At 33.9% G+C, this 17,649-nt stretch carries 17 protein-coding genes; 5 read left to right on the top strand and 12 right to left on the bottom strand.

Features of this window, described 5'->3' with window-relative positions; translation table 11 throughout:
• Positions 1-18: 18 nt before the first annotated feature.
• From IRZ99_RS01785 to IRZ99_RS01800, 4 genes are read right to left on the bottom strand one after another with little or no spacing between them, the layout of a single operon-like run.
• On the bottom strand, positions 19-873 hold the full coding sequence (locus IRZ99_RS01785; RefSeq protein WP_194655634.1) for a sulfurtransferase: 855 nt from the start codon (positions 871-873) through the stop codon (positions 19-21).
• 11 nt (positions 874-884) lie between these two features.
• Positions 885-1,709, bottom strand: coding sequence for a ThuA domain-containing protein (locus IRZ99_RS01790; protein WP_194655635.1), 825 nt, complete (start codon positions 1,707-1,709; stop codon positions 885-887).
• Between the two features lie 20 nt (positions 1,710-1,729).
• Complete coding sequence (locus tag IRZ99_RS01795) at positions 1,730-2,119, bottom strand: DUF1398 domain-containing protein (protein ID WP_194655636.1); 390 nt, start codon at positions 2,117-2,119, stop codon at positions 1,730-1,732.
• A 26-nt stretch (positions 2,120-2,145) separates the two neighbouring features.
• Entirely contained in the window at positions 2,146-3,138 is a 993-nt protein-coding gene (locus tag IRZ99_RS01800) for an alpha/beta fold hydrolase (RefSeq protein WP_194655637.1), read from the bottom strand.
• 271 nt (positions 3,139-3,409) lie between these two features.
• Between IRZ99_RS01800 and IRZ99_RS01805 the strand changes: the two genes are divergently transcribed.
• Entirely contained in the window at positions 3,410-4,102 is a 693-nt protein-coding gene (locus tag IRZ99_RS01805) for a hypothetical protein (protein ID WP_194655638.1), read from the top strand.
• A 21-nt stretch (positions 4,103-4,123) separates the two neighbouring features.
• Here the strand turns inward: IRZ99_RS01805 and IRZ99_RS01810 are convergent, their stop codons facing one another.
• The 8 genes from IRZ99_RS01810 to IRZ99_RS01845 form a co-directional block, all read right to left on the bottom strand.
• Positions 4,124-4,990, bottom strand: a complete 867-nt coding sequence (locus IRZ99_RS01810; protein ID WP_194655639.1) for a mechanosensitive ion channel family protein — start codon at positions 4,988-4,990, stop codon at positions 4,124-4,126.
• 87 nt (positions 4,991-5,077) lie between these two features.
• On the bottom strand, positions 5,078-5,515 hold the full coding sequence (locus tag IRZ99_RS01815; RefSeq protein ID WP_026982233.1) for a thioesterase family protein: 438 nt from the start codon (positions 5,513-5,515) through the stop codon (positions 5,078-5,080).
• Positions 5,516-5,717: 202 nt separating this feature from the next.
• Positions 5,718-6,185, bottom strand: a complete 468-nt coding sequence (locus tag IRZ99_RS01820) for a hypothetical protein (protein WP_194655640.1) — start codon at positions 6,183-6,185, stop codon at positions 5,718-5,720.
• A 49-nt stretch (positions 6,186-6,234) separates the two neighbouring features.
• A complete protein-coding gene (locus IRZ99_RS01825; RefSeq protein ID WP_194655641.1) occupies positions 6,235-7,464 on the bottom strand; it encodes an RNA polymerase sigma factor in 1,230 nt (409 codons plus the stop codon).
• A 29-nt stretch (positions 7,465-7,493) separates the two neighbouring features.
• Positions 7,494-7,844 (bottom strand): YciI family protein, encoded by a 351-nt coding sequence (locus tag IRZ99_RS01830; protein ID WP_194655642.1) that lies wholly within the window; start codon positions 7,842-7,844, stop codon positions 7,494-7,496.
• Between the two features lie 46 nt (positions 7,845-7,890).
• Positions 7,891-8,343 (bottom strand): carboxymuconolactone decarboxylase family protein, encoded by a 453-nt coding sequence (locus IRZ99_RS01835; RefSeq protein ID WP_194655643.1) that lies wholly within the window; start codon positions 8,341-8,343, stop codon positions 7,891-7,893.
• Positions 8,344-8,435: 92 nt separating this feature from the next.
• Complete coding sequence (locus IRZ99_RS01840) at positions 8,436-9,701, bottom strand: Na+/H+ antiporter (RefSeq protein WP_194655644.1); 1,266 nt, start codon at positions 9,699-9,701, stop codon at positions 8,436-8,438.
• Positions 9,701-11,197, bottom strand: a complete 1,497-nt coding sequence (locus IRZ99_RS01845) for a TlpA disulfide reductase family protein (RefSeq protein ID WP_194655645.1) — start codon at positions 11,195-11,197, stop codon at positions 9,701-9,703. The genes IRZ99_RS01840 and IRZ99_RS01845 overlap by 1 nt, the downstream gene beginning before the upstream one ends.
• Before the next feature lie 426 nt (positions 11,198-11,623).
• Between IRZ99_RS01845 and dnaK the strand changes: the two genes are divergently transcribed.
• The 4 genes from dnaK (at position 11,624) to pta (ending at position 17,630) form a co-directional block, all read left to right on the top strand.
• Positions 11,624-13,507, top strand: a complete 1,884-nt coding sequence (gene dnaK / locus IRZ99_RS01850; protein ID WP_194655646.1) for a molecular chaperone DnaK — start codon at positions 11,624-11,626, stop codon at positions 13,505-13,507.
• A 187-nt stretch (positions 13,508-13,694) separates the two neighbouring features.
• Complete coding sequence (locus tag IRZ99_RS01855; RefSeq protein WP_194655647.1) at positions 13,695-14,249, top strand: DUF6252 family protein; 555 nt, start codon at positions 13,695-13,697, stop codon at positions 14,247-14,249.
• 183 nt (positions 14,250-14,432) lie between these two features.
• Positions 14,433-15,503: a magnesium/cobalt transporter CorA gene (gene corA, locus IRZ99_RS01860; RefSeq protein WP_194655648.1), complete on the top strand. Its 1,071-nt coding sequence runs from the start codon at positions 14,433-14,435 to the stop codon at positions 15,501-15,503.
• Positions 15,504-15,536: 33 nt separating this feature from the next.
• Complete coding sequence (gene pta / locus IRZ99_RS01865; RefSeq protein WP_194655649.1) at positions 15,537-17,630, top strand: phosphate acetyltransferase; 2,094 nt, start codon at positions 15,537-15,539, stop codon at positions 17,628-17,630.
• The last annotated feature ends 19 nt before the right edge of the window (positions 17,631-17,649 follow it).

Below are 17,649 nucleotides of genomic sequence, written 5' to 3' on the forward strand. Positions count from 1 at the left end.
TTCTATATCTTAAAATAATTATTCTGTTTTCTGTGTAAACATTTCGCGATCGTTTCTCGACCATTCGCTCCAAGAGCCAATATATAATTTTGGAATTTCAATTCCGGCATAATCCATTGCTAATAAAGTATGGCAGGCTGTTACGCCTGAGCCGCAATGTACAATTACATTATCCGGTTTTGTATCGCTTAAAAGGGCGCTGTATTTTTTATTTAATTCTTCTGCGGATTTATAGAAGCCATCTTCATTTAAATTTTCGCTAAACGGAACGTTAATCGCTCCGGGAATATGTCCGGCAATCAAATCCAACGGTTCTGTGAGGCCATCAAAACGATTTTTGTCCCTAACATCAATTACAATATTTTCAGTGTTTTTTCGCGCTTTTTCGACTTCTTCGATATCGGCAACAGCCAATTTCCATTCAGACACTTTGTATTCAGTAGCATCAAAACGTTCGATTTCTGAACTTGTTTTAAAACCTAATTTTATTGCAGCTTGAATTCCTCCATTTAAAACCCGAACTTTTTCATGACCAATCGCTCTCAACATCCACCAAAATCTGGCTGCAGCGTTTGATCCGTTTTTATCATCATAAATAATAACGTGACTTTTTGGAGAAATTCCGATTTTAGAAAGTACTTCTGAAAATTTTTCTAAAGAGGGTAAAGGATGTCTTCCGCCATTTGCAGGGGCTTTTTCAACAGTTGCTAAATCCCGATTCAAATCAACATAACGCGCACCTTTTAAATGCTCGTTTTTATAGTTTTCTTCGGCATTGATTCCGGCTCGGGCATCAATTAAAACAATTTCTGCTGAATCTTTTAATTCGATTAACTCTTCAGGGTTTATTATTGGAGAAAATTTGTGTAACATTTTGAAATCATTTATTTTTTTGAATTTCCGAATAATTGTAAGGCATTCAGAACTATTTTGTTTTGATTCTCATTTTCAAAAGTATTTGAAAGCGTTTTATTCGTTCCGTGTTCGTAATCAATATCATTATGACCCATGTTTACGTAGAGCATTTTATATTTTTTATTCGTCCAAACGACAGGATAGTAGCCGCTATGCCAAATTTCATGCGCTTTTGGTCCTGTTCCGAGCGGAAAACTGCTTTCGTCAATGGCTAATAGAATTTTGATATCCGGATTTTTTGTCAAATCATTGCTCCATCGGTACCATTCATTCGGTTGCGATGAAAAAGTTTCAGGAAGCCCTTTCGTTATTGGGTCCTGATTTTCAACTCTTAAAACTGCCGATGTTGGTCGCCAGGTATTGCTTCCGTATTCGCCGGAACCTAAAAACGTATTATGGTACCAATCCCAGTTCTGCGTGTAAGACGAATCATTTAAGGCAAAGGCGGAAAAATGAAATCCAATAAATGCACCACCGTTTTCCATATATTTCTGAAATGCTTCTCTTTGGCTTGGCGTTTCTGGTCTTGTGTCTAAAAATAAAACAACTTTATATTGCGCTAAAAATTTGACATTCAGATTATCCCAATTGCTGGTTGAATCATATTCAAAATGATTTGCTTCAGCAACTTTTGGAAACCATTTATTGGCTTCGTGAACAAAACTGATATGCGCCTGATCGTTTTTTGCAGTATAAAAGGCAATGACTTTAAATTTTGGATTTGTTTTTTTTGATTGTGAAAATCCTAAAAAGCAAATCGAAAAAAGAGCAATCAGAATATATTTTTTAGACATAAAGATCCATTTTTATCAGACTAGCCTGGAATTTTTTCGATTAGTATTTCGTTACCGGCCAGATCAAAATAAATACAAGTCATTTCAATAATATCAACTCTCCATTTTGCTATTCCGCATTGCCCACATTGATTACAAAAAGTCATATAGTCACTCTGTCCGTCCTGATGTGCTACTAAAAACTCGATAAAGCGTTCTTTATTTACTGTTGACGAAATTGGTATTAAGTCATATTTTTCATCAGAGGCAACGGTATAATTGTTCACGCCATAATATTCAGTGTGTCCGTCATTTACAAACGTATCATAGCCTTTTACACCTAAAATGATTAAGTCTTGTATGTAATTTGGGAAATCTGCTCCGCTTTTTACTTTAGCATGTGCTTCTTTGATTTGTTCTATTGTAAACATATATTTTAGTTTTAGATTGTCAATTATTATTGTTTCAAAAATACAATTAATGGTTTTATAAATTGGTCGAAAGATTCAATGTGAGGTAAATGTCCTGTGTTTGGAACTTCAACTAATTTTGAATTCAGAATCGCTTTTTGTGTTTTTTTGCCTAATTCGGCATAATTTCCCATTGTTTTTCTGACTTCTTCAGAAACCAAATTTTTACCCAAAGCGGTTTTATCTCTTGTTCCAATAATTAAAAGTGTCGGACTTTTGATGTTTTTGAATTCATATACAACTGGCTGCGTAAAAATCATATCATACAAAAGAGCTGAATTCCATGCCACGCGATCATAGTCGGGAGCAGACGTCCAACCGGCACCAAGCTCAGCCCATTTTTGGAAATCGGCATTCCATTTTCCATCATAATAATTAGCCATTTGATACTTTTTGATGGCTTCGTAATTTTGTTTTAATTCTGATTCGTACCACCAATCGACTGGTTTGTAAGGAACGACTAATTTCCAGTCTTCTAAACCAATTGGGTTTTCGAGTACTAATTTTTCTGTAGTTTCCGGATACATTAAAGAGAATCTTGTCGCCAGCATTCCGCCCATCGAATGCCCCAGAATTGTTGTTTTTTCAATTCCCAAATGGTCTAAAAGTTTTTTAGTATTCTCAGCCAATTGCTGAAAGGTATATTGAAAATTATCTGGTTTGGTAGATTTTCCAAAACCAATCTGATCCGGAACAATGACGCGGAAACCTTCTTTAGTTAAAGCTTTAATAGTAGTTTCCCAATAGGCTCCATTGAAGTTTTTTCCGTGAAGCAATACAATGTTTTTGTTGTTGTAATTTTCAGGAATGATATCCATATAGGCCATTTTTAGAAGTTGACGCTGATTGCTCAATTCTATGAATTTTACTGGAAAAGGATATTCGTAATTGGTTAAGTTGATGTCTAATGGCTTAATACTTCCTTCTTGAGAAAAGCAAAAAATAGGAAAAAGCAGCAAAAGCAATTTTATAATTTTCATTTTCTAACAGGTTTAGGGTTAAGAACTATAAAATTAACGTTAACCATTTTGAAATGCAAAAAGTAAAGTCTTAAAGTTATCAGAAAATTAAAATAGAAAAGACTTTTTCTGCATGACATACTTATTTTTTTAAGTTTTAATTGGTTTTAAGTGCTTGATTATAAAAATATTGCATTTTAACGAGTAATGCGGTACTTCAAAGGACTTCTTTTATTAACAGGAAAATAGTCTTTAAATTAGAGTAAGAATATTGTCAGCTAAACTTAGTATTATGAAAAAAACAATACTTTTACTCTTACTCACAGTTCCCACATTTGCTCAGGAAATCAACACATTTGATTTCGCAGTAATAAACTCTACATTAATCTCTGCCAATATCGATCTCGATAAGGGACGGAGCGTTGTCGCGGCCAATGAAGATCAATATTCGGCCTATTTTCAGTATGCATTTAATATGTGTGACGACGATATTATTTTTGGTGCCGGAATAGATAAATCAGAAATTGACCGAACTTATATTGGTTATATCGGGAAAATTTGTGGCAAGTTTAGGGCTACAATTGGTCTGGGTTATCTGGAATCGAGAAGTGGTTATGACGGAACCTTTACCGGTTTTAGTGTATCGTGGCATTTTTCTGAAAACACTTATATTGGAGTAAATCTTGAAAACCTGCATTCAACAAGTGTTGATTACGAAACAGATGAAAGTTTTGATTACTATAAAAAACTGGTTCCCAAAGTTTTTGGAAGTTATGAAGTTATCCGCAACGTTATTGTTTTCGGGCAATTGAGCAGTAGGGTAAATGATATTGCTTTGAAATATCAGGTGCGTCGTTTTTCAGCCGGCGGATTTTATTCCGGACATGGAGTAGAAGGAATTTTTGGAACCGTTAATTTGGGCCGATTTGCAATTTCCTGCAGTACAACTTTTGATAAAGTGAATTTTGGATTGAAATTTCAGTAATGTATTAATCTATAGATTTTGCTATTTTGCAGATTCCTCTGTGTTTGTTTTATCTTTTTTTAATGTGACAACCCTCTGTGGATACGGAATATCTATGTTTGCTTCATCAAAACGTTTTTTAATGCTTTGCAGCAAATCACAGTACATTACAAAACCATCTGTCGAATTTTTTGCCCAGGCCCATGCTTTTAAAGTTACACTTGAATCGGCTAGTGCGACAACGCGCGCGACAACCAAAGGTGCTTTTTGTTTCCTGGTCTCAGCCGTTCTGGTGTCGATAAAAAGGGGATGTTTGGCAATTTCATCTTTAATGATTTCTAATGCTTTTTCGACATCAGAATCATAACCAATTCCAATTTCGATTATTTTACAGCATTTTGTGCCATGCATGTTGGTGTTGACAATAATCTGATTGCTAATGACCGCATTCGGAATAATGATGCGATTGTTTTCGGCATCTTTCAAAACTACTTGTCTTAAATTTATGTCTTCAACAGTACCGACAAAATTGCTGATCGTGATTTTGTCATTGATTCTGAAAGGCTTAAAAATGACCAGGAAAATTCCGCTGACAATATTGCTTAAGGCTTGTTGCGAAGCTAAACCAGCAACTAAAGAAATCATTCCTGCACCTGCTAAAACCGAGTGCCCAATAATTTTAAACTCCGGAATTTGTATTAAAGCAAAAGCAAACCCCAGAATATAAATTACCGTTATGATTAAATGTTTTAAAAACTTGAATCCGGTTGCATCATAATCTTTATTGGCCTGTTTGCGATACAGAAAATAACGAAGCACTTTATCAGTTATCGCACCGAGAATAATTGTTGTAATGGCTATAAAGGCGATAAAGAAACCTATTCTAAAGTCTTTTAAGTAATCAATCATAATTTTTGATTTAAGAAAAAAATCCAAAAAACACATTTAATAAATGTTTTTTGGATTTGATAAAGTTATGAAAAAGGATGTTTCTTTTTATAAACCAACGAAATCATCACTTTTTGGAAAAATGCTTAAAGCTTCAATAGCGATTTCCGGAGTAGGAGAAGCTAATTTACGAAGTTTTGTATCCATCCAGGCGCCATCAACGGTAATGGTAGCACAAAGAGTATCATCTTCTCTTCTAAATTCGTGAATGATTGACCAACGCGAAGCATCGGCTTTCATTTTTGATGTTTTGGTATGAATAAATATTTTGTCTGAAAGTTTTAGTTCTTTTCTAAAAACACATTCTTCTCTAAATAAGACCGGACCAAAGCCCTGCGTTTGCATCACTCTCAGCGTTAAACCCAATTCTTCAAGAATTTCGATACGATGTTGTGCGCCAAAATCGTAGTAAGCACTATGACGAACGTGAAAATTAGGGTCAAGATCTGACCAGCGAAAAGAAATTTCTTTAATAAATGAAGCCATTTTTATTGTATTTTAATTTTTATTACGACCGTTTTGCAAAGATTTGATTCTTTAATAAACAGTCCTTTTTAGAAAATCGAAATTACAAATTAAAAAGGAAATGTATGATATAAATTAAAATTATTATGCATGCATATAAAAAAAACTTACGTTTTTACTTCATTATAAAGTTTTCAAAAAAGAAGAGTTGCTTTTATTTGAATTACAAACTTTCAAGATTATCCCATTCATATTCAATTTTATTTATTTTGATGTAATAAGGAATAAGCAAAAGAATTTCTAACCTAATAGGGATGTGTCCATCGCCGGAAGTAAATGGTAAAACAAACATTGACGCAATACAAATTACAATTCCTACGATGGCATCAATTTTGGCGATTATTATGGCATTTGGCTTCTCAAACCATAATGAATACGCTGCAAAACCTTTGAGTGTCATAACTGCAATAATAAAAATACCAACTCCCGAATATGCTGTATTGCTTGAGAAACCATAAAGAGATAAACTAACATTGTCTGTAAAAGCATTTCCAATTAATGATGCCAGACCGCAGACCGCTAATAACATAAAAATCCAACAGAAAGTTTTAATCCACCATGGCAGGAGTTTTCTTCTAATAATTTCTGGTTTGTCAAATTCATCAAATTTGCTTTCTAGTTCCTGATTCATTTTTTTAAGTTTATGGTTTTGGTTGACGAATATAGATTAAATTTTAATATTATTTTATTGAATTAATGTTTTTGATTATTGTCGCCTTATCTGCTGGAGAAGTAGTTATTTGCAACGCTTTTTCAAAATTTTCTATGGCTTTTTTATTGTCAAAATCAGTATAAAGATTGCCTAATAACGAATAATAAAAAGGATTTTGAGTAAGATTTAATTTTTCGGCTTCAATAATAGCTTCCTTTTTTCCATTTGTTTTGGCTAAGGCAAAAGTTCTGTTAAGAGCTGCAATAGGCGAATATTCTAAAAAGAGTAAATGATTATAAAGCTGCAGGATATTTTGCCATTTTTCAGGAGTATCTTCTTTTTGTGTATGCCAATAGGCAATGCTGGCTTCAAGATGGTATTTTGAAAGTATATTTCCGGTTGATGCCTGTACCAGATAATATTGGCCTTTTTCGATTAATTCCTGATTCCACAATGATTCATCCTGATCCTGATACAAGATTGTTTCACCATTTTCATTTGTTCTGGCATCAAATCTTGAGCTATGAAAACACATTAAGGAAAGTAAAGCGTTTACAGCTGGTAAATTAGTTGTTGGATTTTCGATCAATAAAAAAGTCAATCTCATGGCTTCTGCACAAAGGTCTTTTCTGAGAATCGTGTTTTGCGAAGTCGAATAATAACCTTCAGAAAATAATAAATACAAGGTCGTTAAAACCGTTTCCAGACGATCATTGATTTCAGCAATGGTGGGTTGTTCAATTTTAATTTTGGCTTCTTTGAGTTTTTCTTTGGCGCGATTGATTCTTTTGTAAATGACTTCTTTATTGGTTAAAAAGCCATCTGATATTTCCTGAATTCCGAATCCGCATAATAAATTTAAAGCCAGTGCAATTTGTGCTTTGGCAGAATTTACCGGATTACAAACTGTAAATATCATAGCCAATTGGCTGTCATTGATGTTTTTGTTAGATAAATCAATTTCAATTTCTTCTGACTTATTTGCTGTGTGTTTTATTTCGATAGCAAGTTTTTGTTCGAAAATGGCATCTCGTTTTAAGTAATTTTTGGTTTTGTTTTTTGCCACTGTATAAAGCCAGGCCGTCGGGTTTTCAGGAATTCCTTTTATGCTCCATGTTTCGGTTGCGGTAAGGAAAGTATCGCTTGTAATGTCTTCGGCAATTTCGATATTATCGATTCCAAACAAATAACAGAGTACCGAAACTATTTTTCGATACTCTGTTCTGAATAAATGGGGTAAAAGCTGACTTTCTTCCATAATTTTAAAAATGCAATCAGGAAATAAAATTAATAGGTTCCTGTAACCGCCATGCGTATTTCAACATTGCCGCCTAAATCTAATATTGGGCATCCGTTTGCAATAGCAACAGCTTCGCCATAATCTGCTGCTTTTATCATAATTAATCCGCCAATTGACTCTTTGATTTCGACATAAGGTCCGTTTATTACGCTTTTATTTTTCGTTACAATTTTTCCTGTGCCATCCCAGCGTTGCAAAGGTTTTGCCAGTTTGTCCTGCGCTGCAATTCCGCCCAGCCAGTCTTGCCATAATTTTAATGAATCTTGCAATTCCTGTGGTGAAGGCTGGGTTTCTTTAGTGCTAAAATCTCTGCGAAATATTAATACAAATTCGTTCATACTATTATTTTTTTGATGTTATAAATCAGTTTCTTTTTAGGTTTAATTAACCAAATTGTCCTACTTTGTAAGTTCCAGGTTCATTAGGAAAAGCAAGATTAATACGGTTCCAGGTATTAATGTTTGTGATAGCTAAAGTTAAATCAATTAATTCTTGTTCTGAAAATTCTTTTGCCGTTTCGTTGTAAACTGAATCGGTTACCTCACATTTTGTTAAAGCTTCTGCCCAGGCAAATGCAGCTCTTTCACGGTTAGTGTAATATCTTGCTTCTCTCCATGCACTTAATCCGTATAATCTTTGTTCTGTTTCGCCTTTGTCACGGGCATCTTTGTAATGCATATCAAGACAATAAGCACATTGATTGATTTGAGAAACTCTAAAAAGAACTAATTCGATAAGGGATTGCTCTAGAGGAGATTTTTTCAAATACCCTCCAATTGGATAAAGTGTTTTTAATGCGTTTTGTCCTTTTTCGTGAATGTTAATTCGATTTTCCATTTTGTTTAAATTTTATATTTATAAATGTTGTTATAATGGAATAACAATCGAACTTTCAGAATTGGACAAATTATTTTATTTTTTTTAAAAAATTATTTTTCTTCCTCTTTAATATTTAATTTTTTGACAATCCACGGAAGCGAAAGTCCTTGTCCTACAATGGTTAAGAGTACAACCGCTACAGAAATAAATAATATTGCATTTCGTTCCGGAAACGCGCTTCCGTCCGGAAGATGTTTTGGTAAACCTAAAGCAATGGCAAGCGAAACGATGCCACGCATTCCGGACCAGGCAATAACTAAACTGTTTTTAGAATCAAGTAAGGCATGTTCGCTGACTTTTCGTTTTTTTCGATCATTTTTTTGAAAAGCTTTTTGCAGATTTATTTTCTGAAAAAAGATTCTTATCATTCTGGTTAATAATGCTACGACGGTTATAATGGCGGCGTAAGCAATATAAGGCAGAATCATATCGTTATCAATGTCTTTTAGAATATATCTAAAATTGAGTCCGATTAGGATAAAGATTAATCCGTTTAGAATGAAAATAATGACATCCCAAAGGTTTTTAGAATTGTTTTTTAAACTCTCCGGAAAGATTTTTTTACTGAAACGAGATATCGATAAACCTAAGCAAACAACAGCAATTACTCCTGAAACGTGCAGATGTTCCGCAACCAGATAGGTTACAAAAGGCATTAAAAGCATAAAACTAACGGTAACATTTATGTTTTTACGGACTTTAGTAAGAATGAACGCCAGAATTTTAGCCATTACAAAACCAACTAAAAATCCGCCTGCCAATAAAAGGACAAACTGAAATGTCGCTTTCCAGATGATAAAAGCAGAACCCATTGCGGTCGCCACAGCAAAACGATAAGCAACTAACGCAGATGCGTCATTAATTAAACTTTCACCTTCGAGTATGGTAATGGTTTTTTCAGGTATTCCGAGGCCTTTTGTTACGTTTACAGCAGCAACCGCATCAGTAGCTGATAATATAGCTCCAAGTACAAATGATAACGGCCAAGTCATTCCGGGAATCATATAATGGGAGACTACGGCAATCCAAAACGTTGTTAGAAAAACAAGAGGTATTGCTAAAGTACTTATGGTACTAAGATTTGTTCGGAAATGTTTGGGAGAGATATTAAACGAAGCATCATATAATAAAGGTGGAAGAAATATCAGGAAGATAATCTCCGGATTGATTTCGATTTCTGCCATTGTTGGTATGAAACCAATGGCAACCCCAACAATCACTAAAAGAATTGGATAAGGAATTTTTGATTTGTCAGCAAATGCAGAAAGACCAATAACAATGGCTAGAATAAAAATGATGATGGTGTAATTTTCCATTATGGATTAGTTTCATTCAATTGTTTTTCCAGATTTTCAATTTCAGATGGACCGCTAACACTTTTTTTAATGATATTTCCATTTTCATCAGTCAGGAAATGCCACGGAATACCCATCGATTGATTCCCGTATAGATTTCGTAAATTGGCATCTAATTTTTCATTGGCTCTAATATGATATCCTTCTAAATTGTAAAAATGAATCATATCCTTCCATTGGTTTTCACGGCTCTCTTTGTCTATAGAAATGTAAACCATAGTAATGTTCTTAGATTTTAATAATTGATATAGTTTGGTGTTGTTTTTAAATTCGGCTTTGCAGGGACCACACCAGGTTGCCCATATATCAATATAATATTGTTTTCCATTCAATCCTTTTAAAGCATCTTTAACGGAATTGATGCCTGCAGCATTATCAATAAACTTAGTTTTTTCGTTTAAAGGCTCTACCTGCTTTTTATGAAAGGTAATAATTGGAATTATAAGAGGTTCCAAAAAAGTTGTATAAGCACTTGAAGGATATTCTGTTTTGAACTGTTCAAAAAGTGCAATTAATTCCTTTTCATAATTCTTGTTGATTGCTTCGTAATAAATATAGGCTGCAAAATAGTATTCTAATTGCTGACCGGATAAGTATTTTTTTGCATTGTTAATGTTATGAGTGTGAATTAACCCTTGTTTATGCAACTCTGCGAGTGACGCAGTACTTGTTGCTTCTATGATTAATTCTTTGTAGCGTAAATAATTTTGGATATAATAAAAAAACCAGGGAGAGCTTAAAAGTTCAGGATTCGTTATTGGATTTGATACAAAAATCGAGGACCAGAGTTCAGTATATTGTTCTTTTGTTAATGCATTTTTATTTTGTGCAGTATTTAAATAATTTATAAAAGAAACGCTTCCGTGCATCCCTTTATAGAAGTAGTCTCTGTCAGTTTGTACAAGGGCATAAAAATCTTTAGAAATAATTTTGTTTTTTAATAATTTCTTAAATTCAGCTATTTCAATTTCTCGACGCTGTTCTGTTTTTTGTTTTATATCAGCTATAACAGAATCTTTAAGGTATGCTTGGGATTGAAGTTCAAAATGGCCTTCACCAACAATCATATTTCTATTAGGAATCTTATTATACAACTGCTGGCCTTTTTCATTTTTAGAAGTTACGATAAACTTATTTTCTTGATTTTCAGTGTTTATATAAACCTTGTAATTCATCTTCGGTTCTGTAATTAAGGTTCCGTAAGACTTATAATTGGTTGATAGTTCTATGAAGGAAGTTTTGTTTAAAGGAAGTTTTATTTGAAAATTACCTAATGAGTCTGGCTGAACCGAATTTGTAAATCCGAAATAATCGATTCCGTTTACAGGCAAAGTATATTCGATGGTTTCAGGAATTTTTCCGGTGATTTTTCCTGTGATTGTTGTTTCACTTTTTTTTTGCTGACATATTGCAAAGGCAGGAAGAAGTATTATCAAAAGGAGTTGAGATAGTTTCATGTTTTTGGTTTAAATATGAATCAATAAATCTGGTTTTGATTATTTCAAATATATAGTATTTATATGATAATTTGAAAAATGGGTTTTGAGAATATTGTTTTTAATCAGAATAACTTTCTTTTGAAAACTGATGCCCTAGCCCCGATAGAGGCGGTATCCTTTTTTGAGGCGATTTTTCTTTGCCTTAAAAAAGATATAGCCGAAAGCGGGAAACAGCTCCTTAAAATAGCAACAGAAATGTCTGATAATGACACGTAAAGTACTGATATGCCACGTCTGTCAGGTTTTAAAAATGTCATGTTGTCAGATGATTTTTATTGTGCCGACATGAAAACTGACAATTTACTTTGGTTTTTTATATTGGCACAAAGATTGACTTATGCCACCTGAGTTATAAAATGTATATCAAAATTAAATATATAAAAAATGGGTAAAATAATCGGAATTGACTTAGGTACGACGAACTCTTGTGTTTCTGTAATGGAAGGTAACGAAGCAGTTGTTATTCCTAACGCAGAAGGAAAAAGAACAACGCCATCTATCATCGCTTTTGTTGAAGGTGGAGAAATTAAAGTAGGTGATCCTGCAAAAAGACAAGCGGTAACGAATCCTACAAAAACGATTGCTTCTATTAAACGTTTTATGGGACACACTTTTGCTGAAACTCAGGATGAGGCAAAAAGAGTTCCTTACAGTGTTGTAAAAGGTGACAACAATACTCCACGTGTGGATATTGACGGTCGTTTATACACTGCTCAGGAATTGTCAGCAATGACACTTCAAAAAATGAAAAAAACTGCTGAAGACTATTTAGGTCAAACTGTAACTGAAGCGGTTATTACTGTTCCTGCTTACTTTAACGATGCACAACGTCAAGCTACAAAAGAAGCTGGAGAAATTGCTGGTCTTAAAGTTATGCGTATCATCAACGAGCCAACTGCTGCTGCACTTGCTTACGGATTAGATAAAAAAGGAACTGATCAAAAAATTGCTGTTTACGATTTAGGTGGAGGTACTTTTGATATCTCTGTTCTTGAATTAGGAGACGGTGTATTTGAAGTATTATCTACAAATGGTGATACTCACTTAGGTGGAGATGATTTTGACCAGGTTATTATTGACTGGTTAGCTGACGAATTCAAATCTGAAGAAGGTATTGATTTACGTTTAGATCCAATGTCATTGCAACGTTTGAAAGAAGCTGCTGAGAAAGCTAAGATTGAATTATCATCTTCTGCTGAAACAGAAATCAACTTACCTTACGTAACTGCTACTGCTTCTGGACCAAAACACTTAGTGAAAAAATTAACCAGAGCTAAATTTGAGCAATTATCTGATACTTTAGTAAAACGTTCTATGGAGCCAGTTGCTAAAGCATTAAAAGATGCAGGTTTATCTACATCTGATATCGACGAAGTAATCCTTGTTGGAGGTTCTACTCGTATGCCAAGAATCGCTGACGAAGTTGAAAAATTCTTTGGTAAAAAAGCATCTAAAGGAGTTAATCCTGATGAAGTTGTTGCTATTGGAGCAGCTATTCAAGGTGGAGTTTTATCTGGAGATGTAAAAGATGTATTGTTACTTGACGTTACTCCTTTATCTTTAGGTATCGAAACTATGGGTGGTGTAATGACTATCTTAATTGAGGCTAACACAACTATTCCAACTAAAAAATCTCAAGTATTCTCTACTGCTTCTGATTCTCAACCATCTGTTGAGCTTCACGTATTGCAAGGAGCTAGAGCAATGGCTGTTGATAACAAAACTATCGGTCGTTTCCACTTAGATGGTATTCCACCAGCACCAAGAGGAGTTCCTCAAATCGAAGTTGCTTTTGATATCGATGCTAATGGTATCATCAAAGTAACTGCTACTGACAAAGGAACAGGTAAATCTCACGATATTCGTATCGAAGCTTCTTCTGGATTAACTTCTGAAGAAATCGAAAAAATGAAGCAAGATGCTGAAGCTAATGCTGAATCTGACAAAATCGCAAGAGAAAGAGCTGAAAAATTGAACGAAGCTGACGGAATGATCTTCCAAACTGAGTCTCAATTGAAAGAGTTAGGAAGTAAATTAGCTGACGATCATAAAGTTGCTGTAGAGTACGCTTTAACTGAATTGAGAATGGCTCACCAGTCTCAAGACATTCCAGCTATTCAAACTGCTCTTGACAACATCAATGCAGCTTGGAAAACAGCTACAGAAGCTATGTATGCTCAAGGTGAACAAGGTCAACAAGCTGCTCCACAACAAGAGCAATCGCAAGGTGACAATGTTGAAGACGTTGAATTCGAAGAAGTAAAATAATTCTTCTTTCACAATAATAGAAAACCGGACTAGAAATAGGCCGGTTTTTTTATGCAAAATAATGAGCGTTCATCTATTAAAAAAAGGTTCTATATATTTATTTTTATGAATGAGGTTTCCCGTACGTTTTTTAAAATTTTTAGTGGTTATTTTGAAAAAAAATAAACCAAAACTTAACCTAAAAACTATGAAAAAAATTCTTGGAGGATTACTGTTATTATCTATTTTGTTTACAAGCTGTAGTAGTGATGAAAACGACGATAATAACAGCTCAATTTCGGCAACCATAAACGGAGTAGAATGGAAGCCAACTAAAATCAATAGTGTTACTTTAATTAAAATTTCCGGAAGTGGACAAAGATTTGATATAAATATTCAGGATGATTCGCAAATGCTTATGCTGGCTTGTGAAAGTGATTTTACAAGTAAAGATGCAATGCCCTTGAAAGAATATAACTTTTATGAAGATTTAGAAGATACTGATGGGGATGAATGGATTCCTAGCGATGCCTTGTTTGTAAATACTTATTTAATAGACGGAAACACTTATACGGAGCATATGCCAGTGGTTGGAAAAATGACAATTACTGCAATGGATCCTGAGAAAAAAACAGTATCAGGAACTTTTAGCTTTAAGGCGGAAAAAGGTGGTGCTCTTCAAACTAAAATTGTAACTCCTGATATTTTTGAGGTTAAAAATGGAGTTTTTAATAATTTATCTTATACTGTGCTGTCTCAATAAAACTTTGTAGTGTACATAATTATGAACCGGACTAGAAATAGTCCGGTTTTTTTTATGACTTAGTTTTTAAGATCAAGAAGTTAGCAATAGCAGGTTTTTACTATTTGTATATCTTCACAAAATGACAAATGTCATTTCCCGTTCAAAATCTTTTTTGTAATATTACTATATAAATCATTTTGAATGAGAAAGATAAAATACAAAAAAGGCCGTAAACTGCAACATACTAGTTTAGAGTATACTGGATCTCATAAAGATCATGAAACAGAAATGCAGCTTTTTGTATATAACGATGCTGACGTTATCGAATATGAAAAATTTACCGTTTTTGCCTTAAATACCTGCATAGATTACACTAAAAATAATTGGCTAAATATTCACGGATTAAATAATCTTGAATTAATTAAAACGATTGGTGCGCATTTTAAGCTGGATGATTTTTTATTAGCAGATATATTAAATACTACCAAAAGAACAAAATTAGAAGAGCAGCAAAATGTTTTATTTTTTAATATTAAATCGCTTTTACCTTCAGAATACTCTGATGGCTTGAAAGTAGAACAAATTAGTTTTATTCTTAAAGACGGAATTTTAATTTCATTTCAGGAAAAAAGAAGCGATTTCTTCACTCATATACGCGAACGTTTACGCACGCACGCCGGAATCGTAAGAACGAAAAAAGTAGACTATTTACTGTATTTATTGCTAGATGCCGTTATGGAAAATTTTTATATTACGATTGAAGATGAAGAAGATAGTATCGAAGAATTAATTGACCTGACTAAAAAAGGTGCTGATCCTATTATTCTGGAAAAGATTGAAAATCACCGCGATAATTTTAATTTTTTAAAGCGTTCTATCATACCACTTCGTGACTCTTTATATTATTTGAAGACAATTAAAGACGATGATACCAATGAATTGATTCAGAAAGAAACGTTCAATTTTTTCGTCAGATTGCATCAAAAAAGTTTAGAACTATTGGAACAAATTGATTCCGATATGAGTTCATTAGAAAGTGCTTCTAACTTTTATTTTTCGGAACAAAGCCGAAAAATGAATGAAATAATGAAAACACTGACGATCATTTCTGCCATCTTTATTCCGCTTACTTTTATTGTTGGAGTGTATGGAATGAATTTTGAGTATATGCCGGAGCTTAAAGAAAGAAACGGCTATTTTATGGTGATGGGAGGCATGTTTTTATTGGTAATAGCCCTCATTATCTATTTCAAAAAAAGACGTTGGTTTTAACGTTTATTAATTATTATTTCAAAAAATTAAATTATGAGCAAAGCAGTATATATAGCTACCAGCGACCATAATAGCGGAAAATCTATCATTACCTTAGGCTTGATGAGCATTTTAATTGGTAAAACGGCTAAGGTGGGTTATTTCAGACCTATAATAGAAGATTTTGTTGATGGAGAACAGGACAATCATATTGAAACAGTTTTGTCTTATTTTAATCTTGATATTAAGTTTGAAGAAGCTTATGCTATTACCAAAAGCAAACTGATCAAGAAAAAAAATAAAGGAAAAATAGGGGAGGTTCTTGATTTGATTATTGAGAAATATAAAAAACTGGAAGAACGTTTTGATTTTGTTTTGGTTGAAGGAACCAGTTTTACAGGAGAAGGAACGTCAATAGAATTAGATTTGAATGTTTTAATTGCTAAAAACCTCGGAATTCCAACCATGATTATTGGATCTGGAGTAGGGAAAACTTTAGAAGAATTAGTAGATAGCCTTTATTTGGTTTACGACTCCTTTAAAGTAAAAGAGGTTGAAGTTTTATCCGTTTTTGCCAATAAAGTACAGCCTGAAAATATTGAATTGGTAACCAAAGGCCTTCAAAAAAGTTTGCCGGCCAATGTTTTGATTAATACAATTCCGTTAATTTCAAGTTTGAATAATCCGACAATGCAGGAAATTGTTAATCAGCTTAACGCGAAAGTTTTGTTTGGAAGCGCTTATCTGAATAATGAAATTGGGCATTATAGCGTAGGAGCTATGCAATTGCACAATTATCTGGTTCATTTGCATGATAATGCATTGGTGATTACACCTGGTGACCGTTCTGATATTATTCTTGGTGCTTTGCAGGCTAATGAATCGGTAAATTATCCAACTATTTCAGGAATCATTTTAACGGGAAATATTATTCCGGAAGACAGCATCTTAAAACTTATTGAAGGACTTTCGGCAATTGTCCCAATTATTGCTGTAGATGGTGGTACTTATAATATAACCAATAAAATAGGCTCGATACGATCTGAGATCTATGCTAATAATACGCATAAAATCGAAACTTCAATTACTACTTTTGAAAAATATGTAGCAATTGAAGCTCTATCTGAAAGAGTGATCACTTTTGTGCCCGAAGGAATGACGCCGAAAATGTTTCAGTACAATATGGTCAAAAGAGCCAAACAATATCGTAAACATATTGTTTTGCCTGAAGGAAATGATGACAGAATCATTACTGCTGCGTCAAGATTGTTAGATATGGATGTGGTTGATATTTCGATTATTGGAGATAAAAAACAAATAGAAAATAAGGTCGCTGAACTCGGAATAACATTTGATTTTTCAAAAATAAAAATAATTAATCCAGCTGAGTCTGAGTTTTATGAAGATTATGCCAATACGTATTATGAGCTTCGAAAAGCCAAAAATGTGAGTATTACAATGGCAAGGGATTTAATGGAAGATGTCTCGTATTTCGGAACTATGATGGTGTATAAAGGCCACGCTGACGGAATGGTTTCGGGAGCTGCACATACTACACAGCATACTATTTTACCGGCATTACAATTCATAAAAACGAAACCGAATTCATCCGTAGTTTCTTCTGTGTTTTTTATGTGTTTAGAAGACAGGGTTTCGGTTTTTGGAGATTGTGCTATTAATCCAAATCCAACAGCAGAACAGTTGGCAGAAATCGCTATTTCATCAGCTGATTCAAGTGCGGCGTTCGGAATTGAACCTAAAATTGCTATGCTTTCGTATTCTTCCGGAACTTCAGGAAAAGGAGATGAAGTAGAGAAAGTAAGAACGGCAACGGAAATAGTAAAACAAAAACGACCGGATTTAAAAATAGAAGGACCAATTCAATACGATGCCGCAGTAGATCGCGCCGTAGGGAAAAGCAAAATGCCCGATTCTGAAGTAGCAGGGCAGGCAAGCGTATTAATTTTCCCGGATTTAAATACAGGAAATAATACCTATAAAGCCGTTCAAAGAGAAACAGGAGCATTAGCCATCGGACCAATGTTACAAGGTTTAAACAAGCCTGTAAACGATTTAAGCCGTGGTTGTACTGTAGATGATATTATAAATACGGTAGTAATCACAGCGATTCAGGCGCAGGGACTTTAATCAATTATTAATTATTAGT

Source organism: Flavobacterium sp. LC2016-12 (genome assembly GCF_015351595.1).
Taxonomy (GTDB): domain Bacteria; phylum Bacteroidota; class Bacteroidia; order Flavobacteriales; family Flavobacteriaceae; genus Flavobacterium.

Coding starts and splice junctions, on each gene's coding strand:
- corA (WP_194655648.1), top strand. CDS start 14,433: ATGAGAAAGATAAAATACAAAAAAGGCCGTAAACTGCAACATACTAGT.
- IRZ99_RS01785 (WP_194655634.1), bottom strand. CDS start 873: ATGTTACACAAATTTTCTCCAATAATAAACCCTGAAGAGTTAATCGAA.
- IRZ99_RS01835 (WP_194655643.1), bottom strand. CDS start 8,343: ATGGAAAATCGAATTAACATTCACGAAAAAGGACAAAACGCATTAAAA.
- IRZ99_RS01855 (WP_194655647.1), top strand. CDS start 13,695: ATGAAAAAAATTCTTGGAGGATTACTGTTATTATCTATTTTGTTTACA.
- IRZ99_RS01830 (WP_194655642.1), bottom strand. CDS start 7,844: ATGAACGAATTTGTATTAATATTTCGCAGAGATTTTAGCACTAAAGAA.
- IRZ99_RS01840 (WP_194655644.1), bottom strand. CDS start 9,701: ATGGAAAATTACACCATCATCATTTTTATTCTAGCCATTGTTATTGGT.
- IRZ99_RS01790 (WP_194655635.1), bottom strand. CDS start 1,709: ATGTCTAAAAAATATATTCTGATTGCTCTTTTTTCGATTTGCTTTTTA.
- IRZ99_RS01820 (WP_194655640.1), bottom strand. CDS start 6,185: ATGAATCAGGAACTAGAAAGCAAATTTGATGAATTTGACAAACCAGAA.
- IRZ99_RS01795 (WP_194655636.1), bottom strand. CDS start 2,119: ATGTTTACAATAGAACAAATCAAAGAAGCACATGCTAAAGTAAAAAGC.
- dnaK (WP_194655646.1), top strand. CDS start 11,624: ATGGGTAAAATAATCGGAATTGACTTAGGTACGACGAACTCTTGTGTT.
- IRZ99_RS01815 (WP_026982233.1), bottom strand. CDS start 5,515: ATGGCTTCATTTATTAAAGAAATTTCTTTTCGCTGGTCAGATCTTGAC.
- pta (WP_194655649.1), top strand. CDS start 15,537: ATGAGCAAAGCAGTATATATAGCTACCAGCGACCATAATAGCGGAAAA.
- IRZ99_RS01800 (WP_194655637.1), bottom strand. CDS start 3,138: ATGAAAATTATAAAATTGCTTTTGCTGCTTTTTCCTATTTTTTGCTTT.
- IRZ99_RS01845 (WP_194655645.1), bottom strand. CDS start 11,197: ATGAAACTATCTCAACTCCTTTTGATAATACTTCTTCCTGCCTTTGCA.
- IRZ99_RS01805 (WP_194655638.1), top strand. CDS start 3,410: ATGAAAAAAACAATACTTTTACTCTTACTCACAGTTCCCACATTTGCT.
- IRZ99_RS01825 (WP_194655641.1), bottom strand. CDS start 7,464: ATGGAAGAAAGTCAGCTTTTACCCCATTTATTCAGAACAGAGTATCGA.
- IRZ99_RS01810 (WP_194655639.1), bottom strand. CDS start 4,990: ATGATTGATTACTTAAAAGACTTTAGAATAGGTTTCTTTATCGCCTTT.